Annotated in this window: 27 protein-coding genes; 15 read left to right on the top strand and 12 right to left on the bottom strand. The window is 66.4% G+C overall.

Annotation, left to right across the window (positions count from 1 at the left end; translation table 11 throughout):
- Position 1: 1 nt before the first annotated feature.
- Together QA609_RS03285 and QA609_RS03280 are read right to left on the bottom strand one after the other, a co-directional pair.
- On the bottom strand, positions 2–334 hold the full coding sequence (locus QA609_RS03285; protein WP_278301150.1) for a hypothetical protein: 333 nt from the start codon (positions 332–334) through the stop codon (positions 2–4).
- Between the two features lie 98 nt (positions 335–432).
- Positions 433–1,266, bottom strand: a complete 834-nt coding sequence (locus QA609_RS03280) for a PspA/IM30 family protein (protein ID WP_278301149.1) — start codon at positions 1,264–1,266, stop codon at positions 433–435.
- A gap of 184 nt (positions 1,267–1,450) precedes the next feature.
- Between QA609_RS03280 and QA609_RS03275 the strand changes: the two genes are divergently transcribed.
- The 3 genes from QA609_RS03275 (at position 1,451) to QA609_RS03265 (ending at position 3,931) form a co-directional block, all read left to right on the top strand.
- The gene (locus QA609_RS03275; protein WP_278301148.1) at positions 1,451–2,077 is read left to right on the top strand and encodes an alpha/beta hydrolase; all 627 of its coding nucleotides are present in this window, start codon (positions 1,451–1,453) and stop codon (positions 2,075–2,077) included.
- A 308-nt stretch (positions 2,078–2,385) separates the two neighbouring features.
- Positions 2,386–3,144, top strand: coding sequence for a WbqC family protein (locus QA609_RS03270; RefSeq protein WP_278301147.1), 759 nt, complete (start codon positions 2,386–2,388; stop codon positions 3,142–3,144).
- Positions 3,137–3,931: a hypothetical protein gene (locus tag QA609_RS03265; protein ID WP_278301146.1), complete on the top strand. Its 795-nt coding sequence runs from the start codon at positions 3,137–3,139 to the stop codon at positions 3,929–3,931. Before QA609_RS03270 ends, QA609_RS03265 begins: the two co-directional genes overlap by 8 nt.
- A gap of 42 nt (positions 3,932–3,973) precedes the next feature.
- Here QA609_RS03265 and QA609_RS03260 read toward each other — a convergent pair whose 3' ends face one another.
- Together QA609_RS03260 and QA609_RS03255 are read right to left on the bottom strand one after the other, a co-directional pair.
- Entirely contained in the window at positions 3,974–5,779 is a 1,806-nt protein-coding gene (locus tag QA609_RS03260) for an ATP-binding protein (RefSeq protein ID WP_278301145.1), read from the bottom strand.
- A gap of 81 nt (positions 5,780–5,860) precedes the next feature.
- Positions 5,861–6,463 (bottom strand): hypothetical protein, encoded by a 603-nt coding sequence (locus QA609_RS03255; protein WP_278301144.1) that lies wholly within the window; start codon positions 6,461–6,463, stop codon positions 5,861–5,863.
- A gap of 240 nt (positions 6,464–6,703) precedes the next feature.
- On the opposite strand from QA609_RS03255, the gene QA609_RS03250 reads away from it, so the two are divergent.
- Both QA609_RS03250 and QA609_RS03240 read left to right on the top strand, forming a co-directional pair.
- On the top strand, positions 6,704–7,033 hold the full coding sequence (locus QA609_RS03250) for a hypothetical protein (RefSeq protein ID WP_278301143.1): 330 nt from the start codon (positions 6,704–6,706) through the stop codon (positions 7,031–7,033).
- 531 nt (positions 7,034–7,564) lie between these two features.
- On the top strand, positions 7,565–8,215 hold the full coding sequence (locus tag QA609_RS03240; protein WP_278301176.1) for a ribonuclease HI family protein: 651 nt from the start codon (positions 7,565–7,567) through the stop codon (positions 8,213–8,215).
- A 134-nt stretch (positions 8,216–8,349) separates the two neighbouring features.
- Here QA609_RS03240 and QA609_RS03235 read toward each other — a convergent pair whose 3' ends face one another.
- Both QA609_RS03235 and QA609_RS03230 read right to left on the bottom strand, forming a co-directional pair.
- Positions 8,350–9,147: an alpha/beta hydrolase gene (locus QA609_RS03235; protein ID WP_278301141.1), complete on the bottom strand. Its 798-nt coding sequence runs from the start codon at positions 9,145–9,147 to the stop codon at positions 8,350–8,352.
- 44 nt (positions 9,148–9,191) lie between these two features.
- Positions 9,192–10,463, bottom strand: a complete 1,272-nt coding sequence (locus QA609_RS03230) for a DNA double-strand break repair nuclease NurA (RefSeq protein ID WP_278301140.1) — start codon at positions 10,461–10,463, stop codon at positions 9,192–9,194.
- Between the two features lie 100 nt (positions 10,464–10,563).
- Between QA609_RS03230 and gpmI the strand changes: the two genes are divergently transcribed.
- The 4 genes from gpmI (at position 10,564) to QA609_RS03210 (ending at position 14,835) form a co-directional block, all read left to right on the top strand.
- The gene (gene gpmI / locus QA609_RS03225) at positions 10,564–12,087 is read left to right on the top strand and encodes a 2,3-bisphosphoglycerate-independent phosphoglycerate mutase (RefSeq protein ID WP_278301139.1); all 1,524 of its coding nucleotides are present in this window, start codon (positions 10,564–10,566) and stop codon (positions 12,085–12,087) included.
- 92 nt (positions 12,088–12,179) lie between these two features.
- On the top strand, positions 12,180–13,466 hold the full coding sequence (locus tag QA609_RS03220; protein ID WP_278301138.1) for an O-acetylhomoserine aminocarboxypropyltransferase/cysteine synthase family protein: 1,287 nt from the start codon (positions 12,180–12,182) through the stop codon (positions 13,464–13,466).
- A gap of 243 nt (positions 13,467–13,709) precedes the next feature.
- Positions 13,710–14,471 carry a dimethylallyltranstransferase / geranyltranstransferase gene (locus tag QA609_RS03215; protein ID WP_278301137.1) on the top strand — a complete coding sequence of 254 codons (762 nt, stop codon included), beginning with the start codon at positions 13,710–13,712 and terminating at the stop codon, positions 14,469–14,471.
- A 115-nt stretch (positions 14,472–14,586) separates the two neighbouring features.
- Positions 14,587–14,835: a hypothetical protein gene (locus tag QA609_RS03210; protein WP_278301136.1), complete on the top strand. Its 249-nt coding sequence runs from the start codon at positions 14,587–14,589 to the stop codon at positions 14,833–14,835.
- Between the two features lie 73 nt (positions 14,836–14,908).
- On the opposite strand, the gene QA609_RS03205 is transcribed toward QA609_RS03210, so the two are convergent.
- Entirely contained in the window at positions 14,909–15,538 is a 630-nt protein-coding gene (locus tag QA609_RS03205) for a TetR/AcrR family transcriptional regulator (protein WP_278301135.1), read from the bottom strand.
- Between the two features lie 159 nt (positions 15,539–15,697).
- Here QA609_RS03205 and QA609_RS03200 point away from each other — a divergent pair, with 159 nt between their 5' ends.
- Entirely contained in the window at positions 15,698–16,696 is a 999-nt protein-coding gene (locus tag QA609_RS03200) for a bifunctional oligoribonuclease/PAP phosphatase NrnA (RefSeq protein ID WP_278301134.1), read from the top strand.
- Between the two features lie 130 nt (positions 16,697–16,826).
- Positions 16,827–17,216 carry a hypothetical protein gene (locus QA609_RS03195; protein ID WP_278301133.1) on the top strand — a complete coding sequence of 130 codons (390 nt, stop codon included), beginning with the start codon at positions 16,827–16,829 and terminating at the stop codon, positions 17,214–17,216.
- Here the strand turns inward: QA609_RS03195 and QA609_RS03190 are convergent.
- Positions 17,194–17,370, bottom strand: coding sequence for a hypothetical protein (locus tag QA609_RS03190; RefSeq protein WP_278301132.1), 177 nt, complete (start codon positions 17,368–17,370; stop codon positions 17,194–17,196). The two genes, QA609_RS03195 and QA609_RS03190, sit on opposite strands and share 23 nt — an antisense overlap.
- A gap of 135 nt (positions 17,371–17,505) precedes the next feature.
- On the opposite strand from QA609_RS03190, the gene QA609_RS03185 reads away from it, so the two are divergent.
- A complete protein-coding gene (locus tag QA609_RS03185) occupies positions 17,506–18,036 on the top strand; it encodes a DUF5813 family protein (RefSeq protein ID WP_278301131.1) in 531 nt (176 codons plus the stop codon).
- A gap of 27 nt (positions 18,037–18,063) precedes the next feature.
- Here the strand turns inward: QA609_RS03185 and QA609_RS03180 are convergent, their stop codons facing one another.
- Positions 18,064–18,294 (bottom strand): Lrp/AsnC ligand binding domain-containing protein, encoded by a 231-nt coding sequence (locus tag QA609_RS03180; RefSeq protein ID WP_278290291.1) that lies wholly within the window; start codon positions 18,292–18,294, stop codon positions 18,064–18,066.
- Positions 18,294–18,995 carry a TrkA family potassium uptake protein gene (locus tag QA609_RS03175; protein ID WP_278301130.1) on the bottom strand — a complete coding sequence of 234 codons (702 nt, stop codon included), beginning with the start codon at positions 18,993–18,995 and terminating at the stop codon, positions 18,294–18,296. Before QA609_RS03175 ends, QA609_RS03180 begins: the two co-directional genes overlap by 1 nt.
- Before the next feature lie 112 nt (positions 18,996–19,107).
- On the opposite strand from QA609_RS03175, the gene QA609_RS03170 reads away from it, so the two are divergent.
- Complete coding sequence (locus QA609_RS03170) at positions 19,108–19,338, top strand: Lrp/AsnC family transcriptional regulator (RefSeq protein WP_005554165.1); 231 nt, start codon at positions 19,108–19,110, stop codon at positions 19,336–19,338.
- Positions 19,339–19,441: 103 nt separating this feature from the next.
- Positions 19,442–19,813 (top strand): hypothetical protein, encoded by a 372-nt coding sequence (locus QA609_RS03165; protein WP_278301129.1) that lies wholly within the window; start codon positions 19,442–19,444, stop codon positions 19,811–19,813.
- A gap of 34 nt (positions 19,814–19,847) precedes the next feature.
- Here the strand turns inward: QA609_RS03165 and QA609_RS03160 are convergent, their stop codons facing one another.
- Together QA609_RS03160 and tmk are read right to left on the bottom strand one after the other, a co-directional pair.
- Complete coding sequence (locus QA609_RS03160; protein WP_278301128.1) at positions 19,848–20,894, bottom strand: thiamine pyrophosphate-dependent dehydrogenase E1 component subunit alpha; 1,047 nt, start codon at positions 20,892–20,894, stop codon at positions 19,848–19,850.
- A gap of 38 nt (positions 20,895–20,932) precedes the next feature.
- A complete protein-coding gene (tmk, locus tag QA609_RS03155) occupies positions 20,933–21,541 on the bottom strand; it encodes a dTMP kinase (protein ID WP_278301127.1) in 609 nt (202 codons plus the stop codon).
- Between the two features lie 106 nt (positions 21,542–21,647).
- Between tmk and QA609_RS03150 the strand changes: the two genes are divergently transcribed.
- Positions 21,648–22,553: a complex I NDUFA9 subunit family protein gene (locus QA609_RS03150; protein ID WP_278301126.1), complete on the top strand. Its 906-nt coding sequence runs from the start codon at positions 21,648–21,650 to the stop codon at positions 22,551–22,553.
- Positions 22,554–22,636: the final 83 nt, after the last annotated feature.

The following is a 22,636-nucleotide window of genomic DNA, read 5'->3' as shown; positions in this document are numbered from 1 at the left end:
CTCAGAGCAGCCGATCGGAAACGTCCTCGTAGACCGTCTCGGCCGAGTCGGAGAGCGCGTAGCTCGGTCGTCCCTTCCCCGTTGGCGACCGTTTCCCGGCCCCGACCTCCTCGACGATCCCCTTGTCCTCGAGGCGGTACAGCGATCGCATGACGTCGGCTTCGGTGACCGTGCCGACGACATCGGACTCGAGGTCGTCGAGGCGCGTCCGGCAGCTCCGACGGACCTCGTGGGTCTGTGCGGGAGTGTCGTCGTTTCGATGGGCGTCGGCGACGGCGAGCAGTACCAACTGTTCGGTCAGCGAGAGCGAGTCGATCGCTTCTGGTGCCACCATACGCGGCCGTAGGGCCTCCCGGATGGTAGCAGTTGCCCTCGCTCTACGGTCGTGAAAACACGGCTCTCTTTCCCGGTACTCCGCTCGAAACCCGTCGATCAGGCGTTCTCCTCTTCCTGGAGCTCCTCGAGCTCGGCGTCGATTTCGGTGTCGTCGACGTCGGCCTCGAGATCCTCGAGCTCCTCCTCGTCGACCGACTCGGGGTCGGGCTCGGAGTCGGCGTCCGCTTCGGAGCCGCCACCGACCTCCGATCTGAGCGTCTCGAGTTCGGCCTCGACGCCGCTGTCGGTCGAGAGCTCCTCGAGCTCGCGGTCGATCGAATCCTTGTCGGAGAGCACGTCCTCGAACGCGCCCGACTCCTGGAGCTCGTCGAGTGCGGCGGCGCGAGCCTCCATATCCTCGGTCTGTTCCTCGGCGCGTTCGATGGCGCGGCCGACGTCCTCGAACTCCTCGCCGGTCGCCGTCATCGCCTCCGAGACCGAGGAGCTGGCCTTGGCGGCCTGGTGGCGGGCCTTCATCGTCTCCTTTTTCGTGCGGAACTCCTCGATGCGGTTCTGGAGTTCGTCCTTCTGGTCGATCAGGCTGTCCTGCTGGCTCTGGAGCTTCGAGATCTGGCGCTCCAGATCCTCGATCTGGTTCATCTTCGTCTTCTTCTTCTCCAGGGCGCGCCGGGCCAGATCCTCCCGGTCCTGCTGGACGGCCGTCCGGGCCTGATCGTTGTGTTTCTCGACGTTCTCCTCGAGTCGCTTTTTCTGCATCTCGAGGCGTTTTTTCTGCGTCGTGAGATCCGCGATCCCGCGTTTGACCTGCTGGAGCTGATCGCGCATCTGCTCGTAGGAGTAGTCGAGCGTCTCGGTCGGGTCCTCGGCCCGGTTGAGCACCGAGTTGATCTTCGAGCGGATGACGTAGGAGGTCCGAGAGAGGATGCCCATACGCCTACGTATGGCTCCCCGCCCTTAAAAACATCACATCAGCGACAGTCGTGCCGAGATCGGCGCTGTGTAGGGGTTCTCGCCGACGATTTCTCGAGGACTGCGGGCCGCCGAACCCTCGGCGTCGGCCGACGGGAGAGTCGACTGCAGTAGCTACTATACGGCTCGCACGCAACCCGGGAGTATGACCGACGTACTCGTTCCCGGCGGCCGCGACGTCCGAGGCCGGCTCGAGGAGCCCGACGGCGACCCGGAGGCCGTTGTCGTCGCCTGCCCGCCACACCCACAGCACGGCGGCTCGCGTACGGACCAGCGGCTGGTCGCCGTAAGCGAGACGCTCCGCGAGGCGGGGATCGCCTGTCTGCGGTTCGACTACGGTCCGTGGGACGACGGCCACGGCGAGCGCGAGGACGTCCGCAACGCGATCCGGTGGGCCGACGACCGATACGACCGGGTCGGGGTCTTCGGCTACAGCTTCGGCGCATCCCAGGCGCTGTTGGCGGCCGCGGACGTCGATCGACCGCTCCTCGGCGTCGCCGCGCTCGCACCGACCGCGTCGCTGGGGACGGGCGACGACGGGAGTGAAACCGATCTCGACGCGGTCGCCGCACTGTCGACCCTCGAGACGCCGACTCTGATCCTCTACGGCGAGCGCGACACCACCGTCGACTGGGAGCCCGTCGTCGAGCGGGCCCGCGAGCGCGGTAACGAAACGGTGGCGCTGCCGGCCGATCACTTCTTCCTCGGAACGCGCGAGGAGATCGCACGGAGTGTTGGCGAGTTCTTCGATCGTCTGCTCGCCGACTCCTGACCGACTCGAGTTCGGTGCGGGAGAAACCACCGACTACGCTCGAGTAATCGCCGTCTGTATCGTCGTCGTTTGGCCGACTCGGCTCTCGTAGGGGCGTTCGACTGTACGGACCCTCTCGACCCACATTACGCTGTCACATCTCCGGAGAAGCGAGTCTTCCTCGAGCGCTTAACAATAGTTCCGGGACTGTTCCGATCGCCTGGAGTATCAATGAAACTGAAGACGCTTCGGGACCGTCGCCCGGTCGGACTCGACGCCCGTCGAGCGGACGGGGCCGTCCCGAGGAGGGAACGGTGGGGTGGTGTGTCGTGAGCGAATCGTTCGATCGATCGTCGGCCGCGTCCGAGTCGGGTGCTACGGGGTCGGCTACCGACGAGGGAGGGCGTACCGTTGCGATCCATCAGCCGAACTACCTGCCCTGGCTCGGCTACTTCGAGAAGATCCGCAGCAGCGACGTCTTCGTGTTCCTCGACGACGCCGAGTACTCCTCGGACTCCTGGATCAACCGGAACAAGATCAAGACGCCACACGGCTGGACGTGGCTCACCGTCCCGGTCCGGGGTTCAAGCGGGCCGATCGCGGACATCGAGATCGCCGACGATCAGTGGCGTGAGACCCATCGCAAGAGCCTGCAGGCGAGCTACGGCGGCGCGACCCACTACGAGGAGTTCGGGGCCTTCTTCGCGGCGACCTACGCGCGCTCGTGGGAGTCGCTGTGCGAGCTGAACGTCCACCTCGTCCGGCGACTCGCGGATCGACTCGGGCTCGACTGCGAGTTCGTCCGCGCGTCGACCCTCGAGGTCGACGCCACCGGGAGCGAGCGGGTCGTCCGGATCTGCGAGGAACTCGGCGCCGATCGGTACTACTCGGGGGAGGGTGCCCGATCCTACAACGATCACGCGCGGTTCGAGGCGGCCGATGTCGCCCTCGAGTACCAGTCGTTCGATCCGCCGCAGTACGAGCAACGGTTCGGCGAGTTCCTGCCGAGCCTCTCGGTCGTCGACCCGCTCATGAACCTCGGAGCCGCGGGGACGCGGGAGCTGCTAACGGTGAGCGACGATGCGTAGCACCGACCTCGAGGGGTGGGCGGAGGACTTCAGCTACGACTACTACCGGAGGCTTCTGGAGACGCTGCGGACGACCTTCGAGCTCCGGACGCTCTCGGAGTACCGGTCCGACCGCTCGCCGGACGACCGGGTCGCGTTCGTCCGCCACGACGTCGACGTCTGCCTCGAGCGAGCGGTCGAGATGGCCGAACTCGAGTACGAACTCGGGGTCCGATCGACGTATATGGTGCTTCCCGATACCCCGCTGTACGACCTCGAGGAGGAGCGGGACCTGCTCCACCTCATCCACGAGTTCGGCCACGAGATCGCGCTGCACTGCGATCTCTCCGGCGTCGGGCCCGACGAACCCGTCGGCGATGACGGACTGACGCCGAGCGAGCGCCGACGGATCGACGGCGCAAAACGGTGCCTGGAGGAGCTGGGAATCGACCCGGTCGACTCCGTCTCCTTTCACCGCCCGTCCGAACGGGTGCTCGAGGGTCCCCGGACGATCGACGGAATGGTAAACGCCTACAACCCGGAGCTGCTGTCGGCGTACGTCTCTGACTCGAGCGGCCGGTGGCGCGAGGGCGACCCCCTCGAGTCGATCGTCGCCAACGCGAGTGCCGACCGACTGCAGGTGTTGACACACCCAGTCTGGTGGGGCGAGACGCACGAACCGCCGCTCGAACGCTTCGCCGCGGTCGCCGACCGGTTCGACGCCAGCGACCCGCGAACGTACGAGGAACTCGTCTCGATCTACGCGCCCTACGGCGAGCGGATCGACGCGGATCGAGTGCTCGCCTGACGCGAGATCGTCCTCGTTTCGGCGCGTCCGCAACCGAGGCGATCAGTCCCGGCCGTGTCGAGTGACGCACTTCGGCAGACCGATCAGCTCGACGGGTTCCGAGTTGTCCGGCGAGTAGACGACCATCTGGCCCTTCTCCATGTAGGGCACTTTCGACTCGAGATTGGAGGGGATGTTGACGCTCTTGATCGCGTCCTCGTCGCCGAGGTTGAGCACGACGGTGGTGTTGATCTGCTTGAAGACGGCGTCGTCGATGTCCTGAGGGTCCTGAGTGATCAAAAAGAGGCCGAGTCGTTCCTTGCGGCCCTGCTTTGCGGCCTCGGTGAACTTCGTGATGACCTTCCGTGCCTGGACGCTGTCGGCGTCGGTCAGGAAGTTGTGGGCCTCGTCCATCCCGAGGACGAGAGGGGTCTCCTTGATTCGGTCGTAGGTCGGGTCGTTCGAGAGCTTCTCGTCGATCAGCAGCGAGGACAGCGCGAGAACGACGGCCTCCGTCGCGCGGGTGTTCGAGACGTGGTAGGTCGGAACGACGGTGAGACCACCGGGACGGACGAACTGGTGGATCAGCTCCGTGATCGGGCGGGCGTCCTGATCGAAGACGTCCTCGAAGCCGAACACCCGGCGGCGAACGGCGTCGTAGGTCGCCTCGTGGACTCGGCCGGACTCGTCGAGTTCCTCGCGCAGGGCGGGGTCGTCGAGGAACGACTTGAACCCCGCGTAGGAGCCGTCGGCTCCGGCCTCCGTGAAGAACCGATCGAGGAGGTAGGTGAGGGCGCCGTACTGGTTGTCGTTGAGCGACCCACCCGAGACGAGCCACGGCCGACTTCGACACATCGAGAAGGGGATCGTGAACTCGACGCACTCTGCGCGGTGGTGGCCCGCGGAGTAGCTGGCGTCGCCGACCTTCGGCACGAACGCCGTGGTGTCCGCGACGCCGCCGTGGGCGACCCCCTCGCGCTCGAGCCGACGGGCGAACTCGCCGTCCAGATCGGGGTTGTCGTCGTGCATCTGGGCGTACTCGTCCTGGGGGTCGAACTGGACGACGGCCGGGCCGACGGTGCGGCCGTCTTCCATCGGATACTGGCGCTCGTCGGCGAGATACTGCCGGAGGACGTTCTTCGCGGCGTGGGTCTTCCCCGAGCCCGTCCCGCCCGCGACCAGGGTGTGTCGGAAGACCAGTGGATCGCCCGCGCTGTAGTCGTCCTTGAGCCGGTAGTCGATCGTCGGCGGCGTCGCGGCGGTCCGTACCTTCTCGCCGCCGACCGAGAGGTGCCCGAGGAAGACGCCGTCCTCGGGCATCTTCAGTCCCGTCTTGATTTCGGTCGTGTCGTTGGCCTGCCGGACGACCGTCTGGGGTTTGGGGACGCGGTCGGTCATCCGCCGTTTGAGTTCGCCGTCGTCGTCGTACAACACCGCGACGGGCTCGAGCGAGGCGACGAACTTGTAGTCGGCCTCGTCGACGTCGTCCTGGCGCATCGCGCGGCGGGCGTGGATCTCCGTCGCGTCGTCGGCGTGGTACTGCTGGGCGTACTCGAGACCGGTGATCCGACAGAACAGCGTCTCGCCGTCGGGGTAGGGCGCGACCAGGTAGCTGCCGATTCGGACTGACGAGCGGTTGCCGCTGGTGACGTAGGCCCGCAACGAGGTATCGTCCTCGTCCTCGGCGATGCGAAGTCCCTGGGAGACACAGATCGTTCCGATGCCGACGTCCTCGCCCCGCGGTTCGACGTTCGCGGGTTCGAATCCGCTTGAGTCGGTCGCCGACGTCGACGTCGACGCGCTCGAGTCGGCCGTCGAATCGGCGTCCGCGTCGGTATCGAACTCGCTGAAATCACCCAGATCCGTCATATCACGCCCATGAGGGGCCGTCTACAAACGCGTTTCCCTCCGGTCGCGAACGGGTTCGAAAAGTCGGACGCTGGGAGTCGTTCAGTTCGTCGACGGCGCCGATCGGTTCGGCCCTCGCACCATTCCGGATCGGGGATCGAACTCGACGGCGCCGACGTCTGCCATCGCCGGGAGGTGGACGTGGTAGAGTGCGACCTGGGCCTCGGAGCGCTCCGAGAGCGAGTCGAGGTCTCGCTCGACCAGTTCGGCGGCGAGCGTCTCGACCGAGACCGCCCGATCCAGCTCCGCGAGCATCGCGTACAGCTGGGTCCGGACCGGATGGACGAGCGTCTCGAGTGTCCGTCCGTCGGCCCGGTCGCCGCCCTCGAGCAGGCCCGAGAGGTCGTCGATCGGGAACGATCGCTCGACGGTCAGGCAGGCGGTCTCGCCGTCCCACTCGAGGATCCTGTGGTCGGCCAGCCGCGGCAGGTGGTTGTGGACGAGCCCGATTCGGATCTCCTCCCGGTCGCCCGACTCCCGAGTCGCGATGGCGTCGACGAGCTCCTCGAGCGTGTGGGTCCCGTTCTCGAGGGCTGCCAGCAAGTGAATCCGTCTCGGATGTCGGAGTATATCGTACCACTCCCCCGAGACGGCTGCCAGTCCCCCCTTCGACCCGTCGCCACTGGTCCGTGCGTCCGAACTCATTATCCAAACGCAGTACTGCTACGGGAATAAACCCGGTCCCGAAACAGTTTGGGTTAGGAATCTTATACGTTTCCAGTGATCACGCGAAACCCGTTCGTTGGCCGCCGACAGAAGTCGAATCCGCCGGTCGACGTCGCTCATCCGAACGCCGTCGATCGGACGCGCCGAGTTTCGAGCGATTCGAACTCGAAGCGGCTCGAGTGCGGGTATTTTTTGCATCTGGGGGACGTAGCTGAACACATGTTCATCGTACGCGGTCGCGCGGGCGGAACCGAACTCACCGGAACGGTGTACGAGCGGGGGGAGCGTCCCCCCTCGTTCCGGGGTGCACCCGACGAGGACGCCGCGTACGTCTGGATCTGCGACGAGTTCTACGAGGTCGACAGCGGCGGCAGCGTGCAGGTCGTCGACGGCCGGGAGGTCAACCTCGCCTTCGAGTCGCCGATGCCCCGCGGATTCGACACCCGCGATCAGGCCCTCGAGGCGGCCAAAGAGCACGTCCGCACCCAGTTCGCCAGGATCGGCGTCGACCCGGAGTCAGTCGAACTCGAGGTCGAACGGGATCCGTAGGACGGCGTCCTCGAGTCGTCCCGAACCCGAGTCCATCGAATCGCTGCCTGGGCGTAGTGACCGAACGTCAGTCTGTCTTCTTCTCCTTTGGTGGTGTACCGACCGACTCTTCGATGATCTCGAACTCAGTCGATCCGCACTCGCAGGACTGTCTTCCAATTGGCCGAATCGAACCACCCGGCCAGATCTCCCCGGCATAGACGGTACTGCAGGCGATACAGGTGATAGCGCCCCGTTCGCTCTCTCCATCAGGCATTGGGATTATCTACTCTTCGATGCCCCGTTATAGCTTGTGTGATGATCTGAGTGAATTAGTTCAGCTATTAAGTTGGCTACCTGCATCCAGTATCGCTCGAGGGAGCTCCCGGGATTCGAGGAGCCGACCGGTTCGAAACGGCCTGCTCCCGGTGACAGCTGAAGGGGTTATCCCGCTCGACCTCCGAGGACCGATATGCAGTGGTGCGACCAGCCGACGGGACCGCCCGGAAGCGAGAGGTCGGGGATCGAAGCCGGAGCCCGGAGGGGAGCAGCGTGACCGACGACCCGCTCCCGGCCGAACATCTCTCGCCACTCGCCGCGCTCGTCGACGAGGTCCTTGCGGACGTCGGCTACGAGGTGGCGACCGCCACCGACGCCGTAGACGACGCTGTCCCCGGCTACGGCGGGCTGTTCGATCCCAGTACCACCCGGGACGAGCTGCGGTCCGCACTCGAGGAGCTGCTGGCGTCGGGACTCAGCCGGCCACCCGTTCCCGACCCGGCGGGCGACGCCTTCGTCCTCTACGTCGACGGCAGTTCGCGCGGCAACCCCGGCCCCGCGGGAGCGGGCGCCGTCATCCTGGACGCTGAAGGGGACCAACTCGCCCGTCTCGGCCGCCCCGTCGGCTCCCGCGCGGGGAACAACACCGCCGAGTACGTCGCCCTCCAGCTCGGACTCTCCGAGCTGCTTGCCCGCTACGAGCCCCGCAGGCTCGAGGTTCGCATCGACTCGATGACCGTCATCCGGGACGTCTGGGGCGGCGAGGACCCGACGGAACCGGGCGTCGAGGCCTACAGCGAGGCGGTCACGGAAGCACTGGCGAGCGTCCCGGACCACCGGTACACACACCTGGCCGACAGCGATCCGAACCCCGCCGACGCGCTGGCGACGGTGGGCGCCGATATCGCGGCTTTCGGCCCTTGATAGTGGAGTTACGCCGCTCGAAATCCGAATCGCGGTCCTGTTGTAACTTTCGCAAATCACCGGCCCGACTCGGAACTTCGGGCGGACGTCTTCTCTGAAGCGAACGCACAGACGCCGAACGGACTCTCGAAGATCTACCAGAGGAACGCGGTGATCGCTTCGGTAAATTCCGTTCTTCGCTCCTCGAACGCTCCGTGTCCGGTCCCCTCGAGGATTCGGGCGGTCGCGTCCGGAATCGTCTCCCCCATCGATCGGAGGTCGTCGGCATCGAAGAGAACGTCCAGTTCACCACCGAGAACCAGGGTTTCAGGTTCGATCGACGATAGCACTGCGGTCGAATCGTGGTCGAGACAGGCCCGCGCCGACGCAACGAAATCGTTCGGGTACGGTGGTTGCCTCACGACCCCGGGAAGCTGTAGCAGCGTGCCGTAGGCGGCGCGCGCTCCGGTCGACGAATACGTGGCTTCGACGGAGCCGAGGTAAACCTCGCTCCACCGACCCTCGCGTGCGCTGTCGAGCCACGTCGAAACGTGATCCGTTCCCGACTCGCTCAGACGTGGCCCTGCGAGGGACACGACGAGTTTCTGTACATTGGCGGGATGATCGCTACCGATGTACTGGGCGATAAGCCCGCCCATCGACATGCCAAGGACAGCCGCCTGACCGATCTCTTCCAGTACTGCCGCGTAGTTTGCAGCGAGTTTGCGGGTCGTCGTATCGGCCGGAAGTTCGCGTGGGCGACTGACGATGTAGACGTCGTAGTCGTCGGCGAACGCCCGCATATAGTATCGCTTCAGCAGCAGCCGAGTAAATCGAGAGGTCTCACTGCCTTGCAGCGCATCGCTCAATCCGGGAATAATAACCAGCGGTCGGTCGCCGTTTCCGAAGCGGACGGTAGGATGGCCGGCGATACGACCCTCGAATTCAGCCATACTGGCTATCGCAGTGGCTGGATTGTATAGCTTCTAGCTAGCTCTCAGTAGTCCTCGAGCCAGCGGTGCTCGTCGTAGCTGCGGTCCTGACTCGTCTCGAAGCGAGTCTCGAGGGTCTCGCGAAGCGAGCGCTTCTCGGGGGCGCTGATCCGGGCGAGCTCGTCGGCCTTGCCGACGATCGTGGGGGGCCCGTGGGCGACGGCGACGTCCTGGAGCAGCTGGATCGTGAGCCGTTCGCGGGTCTCCCGGTCGCGGGTGACGGCGTAGGGAGCTTCGATCCGGTACAGCAGGTCGTTGCGGGGGTCGTAGACGACGAAGAAGGTGACCTCGTACGCCTCCGGAGACAGTTCGCGGTCGATTCCGAGCGCGTCGCCGTCGACAGAGAGCGGGCGGTCGACGCCGGCCCGGGAACGAAACCAGTTCGTGTACGTCAGCGCCGAGGTGTCCCGTTCCCAGCGCTCGCCGTCGACGTCGTCGACGTACTCGCCGCGCTCGAGCAGCCGGGTGAACATCGCGGCGTCGTTCGTCCAGGGCGCGCTCGCGTCGGTCGTCTCCCGGACCGCCCGGGTGATCGCCTTCGTCGCCGGGTTCTTGACGAACCCGACGAGGGGGACATCGCGTTCGACGAAGCGCTCGACGAGCCGGACGTAGTTCTCGAGCACCGTCGTCGGCCGGGGGTCCTCGAGCAGGAAGTCGGCGAGGTCGGGGTGCTGGTCGGCCCAGCGAAGCAGACCGCGCGGGTAGAGGGGACCGTCGAGGACGAGCAGATCCGACACCGCGTCGGCGTGCTCGTGGGCGTGTTCGCTCTCGGCGAGATAGAGCGCCAGCGCGTGGACGACGCCCTCGGCAAACCGATCCAGGCGGCCGATTCGGATCACCCGTCGCTTGCTCGTCTCCTCGTCGAAGCGATCCCATTCCTCGTTGTCGACGCTGGCGGTCGCGTCGCTCGAGTGAACCGTCATCACCGCCGTTCGCGAGCGGTGGAGCTCGAGGTCGCTCGGCGTCGCGCTCATCGCCGCCTGGGCGACGTCGATGACGAGGCCGTTCTTGAACGTCGTCGGATTGATCGTCCCGGCGTCGAGGCCGTGCTCGGTCGGGAACGGCCGATCGGTCAGCGCCACGTCCTCGCAGTCGACCAGCCGCCGGGACCGGTCGTCGATCGGCTCGAGGACGACCCGGCCGTTCTGACGGAGCGGATCGAGGAACTCCTCCCAGACGGTCTCGGCGAACGCCCGCCGATCCCGCTCGTCGGCGCCGTGGTCGATCCGCCCCGCGAGCTCGGCGATCCCGTCGAAGTGGACCGGATCGAGGGTCATGGCAGTGACCTTTCGCCCCGCTTTCAAATATCTCGCGGTCGGCGCCGCGACGTTGGCCGACAGCGACAGCTAGTTACGGGAGGCCGCGCAGCCCTCGGGTATGGACGCTGCGCTGATCATCCTCGACGGCTGGGGGCTCGGCGACGACACGGGACGGGACGCGGTGAAAGCGGCCGACACGCCGGCGTTCGATCGGCTCTCGGAGGCGGGCGCCAGCGGCCGCCTCGAGGTCGCCGGCCGCCGCGTCGGCCTGCCGGACGGCCAGATGGGCAACAGCGAGGTCGGCCATCTGAACATCGGGGCCGGCCGGGTCGTCTACCAGGAGTACACGCGGGTTTCGGACTCGATCGCCGACGGCTCCTTTCGCGAGAACGCCGCGATCGAGTCCGCCTTCGAGCAGGCTCGCGAGAACGACGGCCGAGTCCACTTCCTGGGCCTCGTCAGCGACGGCGGGGTTCACGCCGATCAAGAACACCTCCACGCGCTGATCGAGCTGGCCGGCGACCGTGAGGTCGAGGCCGTCACCCACGCGATCACGGACGGGCGAGACACGTCGCCGACCGGGGGCCGGGAGTACCTGGCCGAGCTCGAGGACGTCGTCGACGAGCACGGAACTGGCAACGTCGCCACCGTTTCGGGTCGGTACTACGCGATGGACCGCGACCAGAACTGGGAGCGAACCAAGCAGGCCTACGACGCGATCGTCGAGCGGGAGGCGAAGTACGAGGCCGACTCCGCCGTCGAGGCGGTCGAGGACTCCTACGATCGCGGCGAGACGGACGAGTTCGTCGATCCGACCCTCGTAGCAGGTGAGGCGGCACTCGAGGACGGCGACTCGGTCGTCTGGTTCAACTTCCGTTCCGATCGGGCCCGCCAGCTCACCCGAATGCTCGCGGACATCCGGCCCGAGGACTGGGCGGACGAGATCGAGACCCACCCGCCGGACGTCGAGGTCGTCATGCTAACCCAGTACGACAAGACGTTCGACCTGCCGGTCGCCTACCCGCCGAACCAGCCGGAGAACGTGCTCGGAGAGGTGCTCGCCGATCACGGGAAGACGCAGCTCCGGATCGCCGAATCGGAGAAGTACGCCCACGTCACCTACTTCCTGAACGGCGGCCGCGAGGTCGAGTTCGACGGCGAGGTTCGGAAGATCGTCGAGAGTCCGGACGTCCCGACGTACGACCGCCAGCCCGAGATGAGCGCGCCCGAGGTGACCGACACGGCGATCGACACCACTGAGACCGACGATCCGGACGTACTCGTACTCAACTACGCAAACCCCGACATGGTCGGGCACACGGGCGACTACGAGGCCGCCATCGAGGCCGTCGAAGCGGTCGACACCCAGCTGGGTCGGCTCGTCGACGCCCTCGAGGCTGCCGGCTCGCACGTCCTCATCACGGCCGACCACGGCAACGCCGACGACATGGGGACCGAGGAGGAGCCCCACACCGCCCACACCTACAACGAGGTACCGTTCATCTACCTCGCCCCCGACGGCACCAGTGGCGGACGGGCGGTTCGGCCGGGCGGCACCCTCGCCGACATCGCGCCGACGATCCTCGAGCTGATCGGGCTCGACCAGCCACCGGAGATGACCGGCGAGCCGCTGCTCGAGTAGCGCGCCGCATCCCCTCGAGCCGTTCACGTCCGTCGGTTTCCCGAACATAATCGACTGGTGATTTTATTGCCTGTGGGTCTGAGGTCACTGCTATGAGCGACGATCAGGACGACCGCCGATTCGCGACGAACAGCGTTCACGCCGGCCACGACCCCGACCCGACGACGGGCGCGCGGGCGCCGCCGATCTACCAGACGACCTCCTACGAGTTCGAGGATACCGATCACGCCGCGGCGCTGTTCGGTTTAGAGGAGTTCGGAAACATCTACTCGCGGATCATGAACCCGACGAACGCGATGCTCGAGGAACGCATCGCGACCCTCGAGGGCGGCGTCGGCGCCCTCGCCACCTCGTCGGGGATGGCCGCGTTCGATCTGGCGACGTTCATCCTCGCGGACGTCGGCGACAACATCGTCTCCTCGTCGTCGCTGTACGGCGGCACCTACACCTACCTCACCCACACCGTCGCGAAACGCGGCATCGAGACGACGTTCGTCGACACGCTCGACTACGACGCCTACGCCGAGGCGATCGACGACGATACCGCCTTCGTTCACCTCGAGACGATCGGCAACCCGGCGCTGGTCACTCCGGATATCGAACGCATCGCCGACATCGCCCACGACCACGACGTGCCGCTGTTCGTCGACAACACGTTCGCGACGCCCTATCTGTGCCGGCCGATCGAACACGGCGCCGACCTCGTCTGGAACTCGACGACGAAGTGGATCCACGGGGCGGGCTCGACCGTCGGCGGCGTGCTCGTCGACGGCGGCACGTTCCCCTGGCCGGAGGGCGACTATCCCGAACTCACCGAACCGAATCCCGCCTATCACGGGATCGACTTCTACGAGACGTTCGGCGAACAGGCGTTCGCCATCGCCGCCCGCACCCGCGGGCTGCGGGACCTGGGTAACCAGCAGTCGCCGTTCGATGCCTGGGTCACGCTGCAGAAACTCGAGTCTCTCCCGCTGCGAATGGAGAAACACTGCGAGAACGCGATGGCCGTCGCGGAGTATCTCGAGGGCCACCCCGAGGTCGACTGGGTCACCTACCCCGGCCTCGAGAGCCACGAGACCCACGAGCACGCCAGTGAGTACCTCGACGGGGGCTACGGCGGGATGATCACGTTCGGACTCGAGGGAGGCTACGACGCCGCCGAGACCGTCTGCAACGAGGTCGACCTGACGAGCCTGCTGGCGAACGTCGGCGACGCGAAGACCCTGATCATCCACCCCGCGAGTACGACCCACCAGCAGCTCTCCGCGGAGGAGAAACTCGCCAGCGGCGTCACCGACGACCTCGTCCGGCTCTCGGTCGGCATCGAGGACCCCGAGGACGTGATCGCCGACCTGGACCGGGCGATCGAATCGATCTGAGATCCCGCTCGGGCGTTCCAGGGGCGATCGAACGACGCAATACTTATTTCACCTCCTGACCAACCGTTCGGTCAGCACGGTGCCGACCGACGACGGTGTCGGTCGGGGTCAGCGCGGAGAATCGATGTCGATCGCACTCGATCCACAGAGACGCACTCAAGTGATTGGAATTCTGGAACGAACTGCTGGAGGCAATCTCTGCCCCGAGAGCACCTCGTCGGGGAGCCCACGGCGGAGACGGCCATGAGACGGACGATCGCGCAGCGACGGGTGGCGATCGAAGACGCGATCCGGGCGAACCTGCCCGAACCCGGCGCGTTCGAGCGCTCCCCCGAGGAGGTACTCGAACTCGGCCGGCCGCGGATCCACGGCCAGGTGTTTCTGGCGATGGCCGACGGGCTCGGTGACGAGCGCTCGCTCGAGGCGCTGGTGCCGATCGCCGCCTCGCTGGAGCTCGTCTCGTTACAGACGCGTCTCCACCGCAGGGCCGTCGAGTACGGCCGACGGACCGGCCGCAAGCCGACGGACGACGTTCTGCTCGGGGATCTCCTCGAGTCGACGGCGTTCGGGCTGACGGCGAGGTTCGACGCCGAGCCGGCACTCGTCGAACGCTGTCTCGAGACGCTGGCCGAGGCGACGCGAGCCGTCCAGGAGGGCCAGGCGATGCTCGCGGCCGAGTCCCGATCCGCGGCTCCCGAGGGAGACGAAGCGCGCCGGATCGGCGCACTGACGGGCTGTGCGGTCGAACTCGCGGCGCTTCTCGCGGACGTCGGACCGCGACGGGAGCTGGCACGGCACGGCAGCACGCTCGGGTACTGCGTCCGCGCTCCTCGGTCCGGAGCCCGAGTTTCGACCGACCGACGGCGCTGTCCGCCGAACCGATCGCGGTGGCTCGAGCCGATCGTCGAGCGCTGTCCGCCGGACTCGAGGGCGACGGTTCGGGCGCAGCTGTCGGCGGTGCTCGAGGCGAGCCTCGACCGGGAGTCAGCCGATCCGATCGCGTAGGTTTTTGTCCGCTGGACGGCCGTCACCGCTCGCAATCGGCTACGGTCGACGCCGCCACCCTCGTCCTGACTGAACGGTCAGTTTATATGCTGGCGGTACGAAGGACGAACGTTTCATGAGCAACTCGAAGACGAGTCTCTCGGACGACTTCAGGCGAGCACACGACGAGTCGAAGTTCCACGTCTGGAACGGTATCGGTGCGGCGATCGCCTCACTGTTCGTGCCGCTGCTCGGTGCGCTTGCGGCCTACAGCGGGTACAACCTGGTTCGGATCATGGAGCGACGGTGGGTCGGCGTCATGATCGGCGTCCTCGGTGCCGTCAACTTCCTCATGTGGGTGTTCTGGCTGCTCTTCGTGTTCTGAGAACGGGGCTGGAGACCCCGTCGGAGCCGGACGTGATTCGTCGCTCGTCGAGCCGTCTGCCTCCGACTCGTCCTCACCCGTCCTCGAGCAGCCAGCGGTCGATTCGGTCGTGTAGGGTCGCCTTGTTGCGCTCGATGAGCGCTCGATCCTCCAGGGTGACGCCTCGTTCCATGATGCCGTAGATCGTCGAAAAGAGGAGTTCGGCCTCCCGTTCAGGGTCGACGTCGGCGAACCGTCCCTCGTCGACGCCCCGTCGGACCGTCTCGGTCAGCGCCTCGAGGATGATCTCGTCCGAGCGCTCGATCTGTTCGTGGTAGGACTGGTTGTGCGGGGCCTGCGACCGGATCTCGAAGAACGCACGCCGAAATCGGAGCGACTCGTCGTCCATCCCCGCCGGCAGCAGTCGGTCGATCAGGGCCAGGAGCTGCTCGTGCGGGTCGTCGTAGGGGTCTTCGACGAGCGTCGCCTCGAGCCGTTCACAGAGGTGGGCGAAGAAGTCGTTGAGGATCTCCTCCTTGCTCTCGTAATGGTAGTACAGCAGCGACTTGCTCTTCTCGAACTCCGCGGCGATCTCGGACATCGTCGTCGCGGGATACCCGTTGTGCGACAGCGCCCGGTACACTGCCTCCATGATCGCCGCGGTCGTCTCGTCGAGATCCTCGCCGAGCGTCGTCGACCGTTCCTCGCCGGAGGTTCCGCCCATAGCGAACGATAGTCCATGGCCCATAAATACTTCAGGATCCCTCGGGGCGCTTTCGGGGTGTTACGGCGATTCAGCGCCGCCCCGTCGGTATCACGCCCGTCGTGACTCTCACGGGAGAGACGACAATTGTTAACACCGGTGTAGCGCAAAATCCAGTCTATGTCGAACGCCGCCGCGGTGCTCACCCGGCTGCGGTCGGCCTCGTCGCTTACCGTGGTCTGTCACGACGATCCGGATCCGGACTCGCTGGCGTCGGCGATCGCCCTCGAGTCGCTCGCTCGAGCCCGCGGCGTCGACACCGTCGACATCCTGTACGGCGGGACGATCGTCCACCAGCAAAACCGTGCGTTCGTCGAACTGTTCGACGTCACGCCACAGCGCTACAGCGACGCGAAACTCGAGGCAAACGACCTCGTCGCGTTCGTCGATCACTCCGTGCCCGGCGATCACAACCCGGTCCCGCCGGAGGAGGCGATCGACATCGTGATCGATCACCACCCCGCGGACGGGCCGATCCCGGCCGACACCGTCGATGTCCGCGAGTCCTACGGCGCGACGGCGACGATCCTCGCGGAGTACTTCCAAGAGTCGGCGACCGAACCCACGCCGCGGATCGCCTCCGCGCTGCTGTTCGGAATCCACCGGGAACGGCTCGATTTCTACCGCCAGCCGACCGACCGGGAGTACGCGGTCGCCGACTACCTCCACGAGCGGGCAGACCCGAGCCGGCTCCGCGAGCTCTACGGCGTCTCCTTTCTCCCCGACAGCGTCGACGCGTTCGGCGACGTGATCCACAACCGGGTTCGGCAGGGGTCCTGTCTGACCTCCTGTATCGGCCGGCTGGAGAACAAGGTCGCCCTGGCACAGGGGGCCGACTTCCTCCTGAACATCGACGGCGTCGACACCGTCCTCGTCTGTGGCATCATCCGCGACGAGGTCCACCTGAGCGGACGGACGAACAGACCGGACCTCGATCTCGGCGAGTCGCTCATCCGACTGTTCGGCGACCGGGGAAACGTCGGCGGACACGACGACATGGCGGGGGGCCAGCTTCCCCTCGCCGCCGTCGTCGGATCGCCCGAGGACGAAGCGGTGCTCGTCGATCAGGTTCGAGATCGGATCGGCCGCGAGTTTCTCGAGGCGGTCTCGAGCGCGTAATCGGATGCTACAACCGCCGTCGTCGATCGAAACCACCGCCTACAGCCGCCTCGAGCGCGGTTTCCGGTCCCGTCTCGTGACCCGGTCACCAGCCCCCGGGGTTAAGGTATCGGGCGTTCACTGCTCGAACATGGCAACGGGGCTCCTCAACTCGGAGATCGCGGACCAGATTCGAACGACCTGCAGGACGGCGATCGGCGACAGCCTCCGCTCGGTCACGTATTTCACGCGGGACGACTACGAGCAGCTGTACCTCCGCGGGGATCTCGAGCGCGACGCCGATCTCTCGACGTTCATCGGTCACGAGTGGCGCGGGTTCAAAACCGCACAGACGGCCTACCAGCAGTCCGAACTCGGCGACTACAACTACACGATTCGGGTGTTCGACAACGGCTTCCTGATCCGGGTCACGAACGACAGGGAGGGCGTGTTCGTCACCACCGACGGGCTCACGATCAAAGACTTCGAGGAGGTCGCGACCGCGGTCGAAGCTGTTCTCAGCGATCGCGCGATCTCGTAGCGTCACGTTCGGACTCGTCGGCCCGCGTCGGATCCGCGGGCTCGTCGGCGACGGAGCGATCGAGGCCGATCGGCAGCCCGGCACCGTCGCGCTCGTCGAGACCGAGCAGTCGAGCGAACCGTCGTCGATCCGCGGCGTGTCTATCGAGACTCATGCCGAGCTACGACGGGCGAGTCGGGGATAGTAATGCGGGCCGTTTTCCGAGAAACGCCGGACTTCGTCGCGAAACGGGTCGCCGAACCCGCGAGAAACGCAACACCCTTTCGGCTCAGGCCCGTTCACGACGGTAATGAGCGAACTTCCTCGGCCCGTCGAGCGCGAACTCGAGGGCCACGACGCCTTCGACGCGCTCGAGGACGGCTACGAGCTGACGACGACGGTGTTCGAGACGACGGTCGACGCGACAGACGCGGACGGAAAACGGGACGGCCGGTTCCGGGTGATCGTCCACCTGCCGACGCTCGACGCCGCGGTCGGCGACGAGACCGTCGCGCCCGTCGTCGAGGACGGCTGGTTCGAGACCCTCGAGCGTCGCCTCGAGGACGTGTTCACCGTCGCCCAGACGAGCACTCACGAGGAGCCGACCGTCGAGCGCGACGGCGAGACGGTCCGGGTCGGCCTCGAGTACGTCGCCTGGGACGCTCGCGAGGGCGCCGAGGACGCGAAGGCGCTGATCGAGTACGTCGAGGGCACCTACGCCCAGGGGCTGATCCCCGGCTACGAGTACCGCGGACCGGCCGCGACGCTGCTCGAGAGCGCCCAGAGTCGCGGCCAGGAGGCAGCCGAGGGAGACGGTGAGAGCGGTGGAATGCCGATGTGAACTCGAGCCACCGGACGGGATCGACGCTCAGTCCATCGCGATGTACGTCTGGGTGTCCTCGACGCCGTTGATCCCCTGAATCTCGGTTGCCGCGATCTTCTTGACCGCGGCGGGAGTGTCGACGGCCGCCTTCGCGATGATGTCGACGTCGCCGGCGACGATGTGTGCCGCCTCGACGCCGTCGATCGATTCGACGCTCTCTCTGAGTCGGTCCGCCTCGCCCGTGTTCGCCTTGATCATGACGTACGCTGTAACCATCAGTTGACACCTCCCGCGCCCGCGTTCGCCGCCGCGCGAGTCGCCGACTCGCCGACGATCAGCTGTCTGACCTCGCTCAACACCTCGTAGTCCGCCAGCACGACGATCCGGTCTCCGGTCTCGAGTGACTCGTCCTCTGAGGGGATCTCGAGTGGACGGTCGCGCTTGCCGAACGCGATGACGGTCGCGTCGGCCGGCAACTCGAGTTCGCTGATCGAGTAGCCGTTGATCGGCGCCTCGTCGGTGAACGTGAGTTCGACGATCTGGAGGTTCTGTGCGATGTCGGCGATCGCGCGGATCGTCCCCCCGAGCAGGGCGTTTTTCGCGCCGATCGCGCCCAGCCGTTCGGGGTAGATGATCTCGTCGACCTCCTCGGCGTACTTGCGGTAGATCCCCTCGCGGTAGGCCTCGTCAATGCGCATGACCGTCCGGCAGCCGTGGTGTTTGGCGATCATGCAGGCCGTGAAGTTGACGTTCATGTCGCCGGTCAGCGCCCCCAGCGCGTCGGCCTCGGCGAGGCCGGCCTCCTCGAGGATCGTCTCCTGGGAACCGTCGCCTTCCACGACGGTAAACTCCTGGTTTCGGGCACGCCGTACCTTCGACTCCTCGCGCTCGATGACGGTCACCTCGTGTCCCTCCTCGCGTAAGACACGCGCTGTGCGCAGGCCGACTCGTCCGGCGCCGATAATCACGAACCGCATGAACGGAGGGTACGCCCGCCCCCGCCAATAAGTTTGCCCTGGTGACCCATACCATTCGGTCGGATGCCGACAAAAGGCTTTAGTCATGCCACGGTGTACCACACCAGCGAGAATGGTTCACGCCTTCATCATGGTGAAGACGGCCGCCGGAAAGTCCGAGGGGCTGCTCGAGTCGATCAGGGGGCTCGGTTCTGTCGCCGAGGCCCACATCGTCGCGGGCAACTACGACATCATCGTCGAGGTCACCACCGAGGAGGTGTACGAGATCCTCAAGGCCGTCTCGACCGACATCCAGGGACTCGAGGGCGTGACCGACACCAAGACCTACATCGCGATGGACTGACGTCGCTCTTCCTCGCCCGGCACGCGAACACTCACTCTCCGTCCGCCTCGAGCCTGCGCTCTGAAGCCTCGACGCTTTCAGGCGGGCGGTCGTACGAGCCCCCATGACAGACGACCGGCCGGAGTCCGCCGCCGATCGACCGAACCCCGAGTGGCCCGAGGGAACGAACCGGGACGACGGCTCGGTCCCCGCGTCCGAGGCCCGCGATCCCGAGCGGGAAGCGGATCTCCAACTGATCGGGATGATGAATCCCGGAACGCCCGTGTTTCACAGTCCGGAGTCGGGACTGCTGTACCACGGCGACGTCCGCGATGACGGCGGACTCATCCCGCGGCCGGACGACGAGGTCGACGTCGACGTCGGGAGCGACAGGACGCTGTCGGATGCGATTCGGGACCTCGGCGAGCGCCTCGGCTGGGAGTCGCTGACCGACCACGGTCGCGATCACTGGGACGACGAATCGTCGAGAGACTGAGTCGAACGCCGACGCTCGAGACTTCCGACCCGGCTCAGCGCTCGAGCTCCCGCAGCTCCTCGCGCTCGGCGAACGCCTCGAGCCACGCCCGCTGTTCGTCGAGTCGGGGCGTCGACTCCGCGTACACCGGGTCGAACACCTCCCCGGGTTCGGGCGCGGGCGTCGACTCGGCGGTCTCGACGGCGTCCTCGAGTTCCGCTTCGGTCTCTTCCTCGACCTCCTCGACGAACGCGTCGTCGAGAACCCCCTCCCCGCGGAGGTAGTCCTCGTAGCGCTCGAGGGGGTCGGCGGTGCGCCACTCCGGAAGGTCGTCGGCCTCGTCGCGGTAGCGCGAGGGATCGTCGCTCGTCGTGTGGGCGCCCTGTCGGTAGGTCAGGCTCTCGAGCAGGACGGGGTTTTCCTCGCGGGCGCGCTCGAGGGCGGCCTCGGTCAGCTCGCGAACCGCGAGGGGATCGTTGCCGTCGACGCGAACGCCGTCGAAGCCGTAGGCCTCGGCCTTGCGCGCGATGGTGTCGCTCGCGGTCTGGCGCTCGCGGGGCGTCGAGATCGCCCAGCCGTTGTTCTCACAGAAGAAGACGACGGGGGCGTCGAAGACCCCGGCGAAGTTCAACCCCTCGTGGAAGTCTCCCTCGCTCGTGGCGCCGTCGCCGAGGTAACAGCAGATCGCCTCCTCGGAGTCGCCATCGTTCGCGGCCATCCCCAGCCCCGCGGCGTGGGGGATCTGGGTCGCGATCGGCACCGCCTGCGGGAAGACGTTCAGATCGTGATCGGAGGCGTACTCGGGGTACCCCCGACGGAACAGCAGGATGTCGCTCATCGGAACCCCGTGAGCGAGCTGCATCGCGTTCGATCGGTAGGTCGGAACGAGCCAGTCCGTCTCGGCCAGGGCGTGTGCGGCCCCGACCTGTGACCCCTCCTGGCCTCTGAACGGCGGGTAGCCGCTCATCCAGCCTCGGCGCTGCAAGGCGAGCGCGCGCTCGTCGAACCGGCGCGCTCGCACCATATCGTGGTAGATCTCGAGGGCTTCTTCGACGGAGACGCGGCTGTCCTCGAGGGAACTCTCGCCGATAACGCGGTGCATGCCACCAGTCTGGCGGAGATGGCTGAAAGTAATTCCGGTTACTCCGCGTCCGCGAGCGCGTTCGCAAGCACGTTCTCGACGCGCTCGAGAACGACCTCCGGCGGCTGGGTGGCGTCGACCCGGACGAATCGGCCCGGATCCCGTTCGATCAACCGCTCGTAGTTGTCTCGCACGTCCGAGAGATACTCGACGCGCTCGAACTTGTTCGTCGTCCCCGCGCGAGCCGCGGCCGTCTCGGGGTCGAGATCGAGGTAGATCGTCAGGTCGGGTTCGATCGAGAACGCGCTGTGGATCCCGACGACATACTCGAGCGGGCGGGTGATCCGGCCGTCCGCCTCGAGGGTCGCCCCCTGGTAGGCGTAGCGGGAGTCGGAGTAGCGATCCGAGATGACGAGGTCGCCGCGCTCGAGGGCGGGTTCGATCACTCGCGTGAGGTGATCGGCGTGATCGGCGGTGTACAGGAAGAGTTCGGCCAGCGGGTCGGCGTCGTCGTCGGCGATCGAGCGGTAGACGGCCTCGCCGTACCACGACCCCGTCTCTCCGGAGGTGGGCTCGGTCGTAAACCTCGCATCGGGATAGACGTCCTGCAGCGCCTCCCAGACCGTCGTCTTTCCGCTCCCGTCCAGTCCCTCGAGGGTCACGAGCATACTCGAACTGGCCGGGGCGGATACATGGCTCTGACGAACCCGCGAGGCCGGCGACCCTTACAGTGTCGCCGTCCCCTATTAGTCCGTCGAGAGACCTAGTGGTGGTATGAACGTTCTCGTCGCCGGCGGCACCGGCTTCATCGGGACGCACCTCTGTACGGAACTGCACGAGCGCGGTCACGACGTGACCGCCCTCTCGAGAAATCCGGACGAGGCCGACCTCCCGCCGGAGATCGATCGCGCGATGGGCGACGCCAGCGCCTACGACTCGATCGTCGGAGCCGTCGACGGCCACGACGCCGTCGTCAACCTCGTTTCGCTGTCGCCGCTGTACAAACCGCCCGAGGGAACCAGCCACCAGGAGGTCCACCTCGGCGGCACGAAGAACCTCGTCCGAGCGTGCGAGGAACGCGGCGTCGATTGGTTCGTCCAGATGAGCGCGCTCGGCGCCGACCCCGACGGGGCGACCGACTACATCCGATCGAAGGGGCGGGCCGAGTCCGTCGTCACCGGCTCCGACCTCGAGTGGACGATCGTCCGACCGTCCGTCGTCTTCGGCGACGGCGGGGAGTTCGTCGAGTTTACCAAGCAGCTGACGACGCCCCACGTCACGGGACTTCCGGGGGGCGGGAAGACCCGGTTCCAGCCGATCTGGGTCGGAGATCTGGTCCCGATGCTCGCCGACATCCTCGAGGACGAGACCCACGTCGGCGAGACCTACGAGTTTGCGGGCCCGCAGGTCGCGACGCTGGCCGACGTCACCGAACTGGCCTACCAGGCAGAGGGGAAGTCCGTCACCATCGTTCCGATCCCGATGGAGCTGACGAAACTCGGGCTGACGGCCGCGAAGTCGGTCCCGTTCATCCCCTTCGGCCCGGACCAGGCTCGCTCGCTCGAGATGGACAACACGCTCGCCGACAACGACGTCACCGCCTTCGGCTTCGACCTCGAGGAGCTGACGACGCTCAAGGAACATCTCGGGCTCGAGGTCGAGGCGCCGACCGCCGACTGACGGTCGTCGAAATATCGGATTAGCTAAAATTCTCTTCCCGGCACAAAACTTATGCCCGCGATAGCACTCGGTCAGACAACGGA

It is taken from the genome of Natronococcus sp. A-GB7 (assembly GCF_029688865.1).
In the GTDB taxonomy this organism is placed as follows: domain Archaea; phylum Halobacteriota; class Halobacteria; order Halobacteriales; family Natrialbaceae; genus Natronococcus.
Note: the sequence above shows the minus strand (reverse complement) of the source record. Positions and strands in the feature narration are given on the sequence as shown.

Excerpts from the sequence above, each read along its gene's own strand:
- QA609_RS03285 (WP_278301150.1), bottom strand. The coding sequence starts at position 334 with ATGGTGGCACCAGAAGCGATCGACTCGCTCTCGCTGACCGAACAGTTG.
- QA609_RS03280 (WP_278301149.1), bottom strand. The coding sequence starts at position 1,266 with ATGGGCATCCTCTCTCGGACCTCCTACGTCATCCGCTCGAAGATCAAC.
- QA609_RS03275 (WP_278301148.1), top strand. The coding sequence starts at position 1,451 with ATGACCGACGTACTCGTTCCCGGCGGCCGCGACGTCCGAGGCCGGCTC.
- QA609_RS03265 (WP_278301146.1), top strand. The coding sequence starts at position 3,137 with ATGCGTAGCACCGACCTCGAGGGGTGGGCGGAGGACTTCAGCTACGAC.
- QA609_RS03260 (WP_278301145.1), bottom strand. The coding sequence starts at position 5,779 with ATGACGGATCTGGGTGATTTCAGCGAGTTCGATACCGACGCGGACGCC.
- QA609_RS03255 (WP_278301144.1), bottom strand. The coding sequence starts at position 6,463 with ATGAGTTCGGACGCACGGACCAGTGGCGACGGGTCGAAGGGGGGACTG.
- QA609_RS03250 (WP_278301143.1), top strand. The coding sequence starts at position 6,704 with ATGTTCATCGTACGCGGTCGCGCGGGCGGAACCGAACTCACCGGAACG.
- QA609_RS03235 (WP_278301141.1), bottom strand. The coding sequence starts at position 9,147 with ATGGCTGAATTCGAGGGTCGTATCGCCGGCCATCCTACCGTCCGCTTC.
- QA609_RS03230 (WP_278301140.1), bottom strand. The coding sequence starts at position 10,463 with ATGACCCTCGATCCGGTCCACTTCGACGGGATCGCCGAGCTCGCGGGG.
- gpmI (WP_278301139.1), top strand. The coding sequence starts at position 10,564 with ATGGACGCTGCGCTGATCATCCTCGACGGCTGGGGGCTCGGCGACGAC.
- QA609_RS03220 (WP_278301138.1), top strand. The coding sequence starts at position 12,180 with ATGAGCGACGATCAGGACGACCGCCGATTCGCGACGAACAGCGTTCAC.
- QA609_RS03215 (WP_278301137.1), top strand. The coding sequence starts at position 13,710 with ATGAGACGGACGATCGCGCAGCGACGGGTGGCGATCGAAGACGCGATC.
- QA609_RS03210 (WP_278301136.1), top strand. The coding sequence starts at position 14,587 with ATGAGCAACTCGAAGACGAGTCTCTCGGACGACTTCAGGCGAGCACAC.
- QA609_RS03205 (WP_278301135.1), bottom strand. The coding sequence starts at position 15,538 with ATGGGCGGAACCTCCGGCGAGGAACGGTCGACGACGCTCGGCGAGGAT.
- QA609_RS03200 (WP_278301134.1), top strand. The coding sequence starts at position 15,698 with ATGTCGAACGCCGCCGCGGTGCTCACCCGGCTGCGGTCGGCCTCGTCG.
- QA609_RS03195 (WP_278301133.1), top strand. The coding sequence starts at position 16,827 with ATGGCAACGGGGCTCCTCAACTCGGAGATCGCGGACCAGATTCGAACG.
- QA609_RS03190 (WP_278301132.1), bottom strand. The coding sequence starts at position 17,370 with ATGAGTCTCGATAGACACGCCGCGGATCGACGACGGTTCGCTCGACTG.
- QA609_RS03185 (WP_278301131.1), top strand. The coding sequence starts at position 17,506 with ATGAGCGAACTTCCTCGGCCCGTCGAGCGCGAACTCGAGGGCCACGAC.
- QA609_RS03180 (WP_278290291.1), bottom strand. The coding sequence starts at position 18,294 with ATGGTTACAGCGTACGTCATGATCAAGGCGAACACGGGCGAGGCGGAC.
- QA609_RS03175 (WP_278301130.1), bottom strand. The coding sequence starts at position 18,995 with ATGCGGTTCGTGATTATCGGCGCCGGACGAGTCGGCCTGCGCACAGCG.
- QA609_RS03170 (WP_005554165.1), top strand. The coding sequence starts at position 19,108 with ATGGTTCACGCCTTCATCATGGTGAAGACGGCCGCCGGAAAGTCCGAG.
- QA609_RS03165 (WP_278301129.1), top strand. The coding sequence starts at position 19,442 with ATGACAGACGACCGGCCGGAGTCCGCCGCCGATCGACCGAACCCCGAG.
- QA609_RS03160 (WP_278301128.1), bottom strand. The coding sequence starts at position 20,894 with ATGCACCGCGTTATCGGCGAGAGTTCCCTCGAGGACAGCCGCGTCTCC.
- tmk (WP_278301127.1), bottom strand. The coding sequence starts at position 21,541 with ATGCTCGTGACCCTCGAGGGACTGGACGGGAGCGGAAAGACGACGGTC.
- QA609_RS03150 (WP_278301126.1), top strand. The coding sequence starts at position 21,648 with ATGAACGTTCTCGTCGCCGGCGGCACCGGCTTCATCGGGACGCACCTC.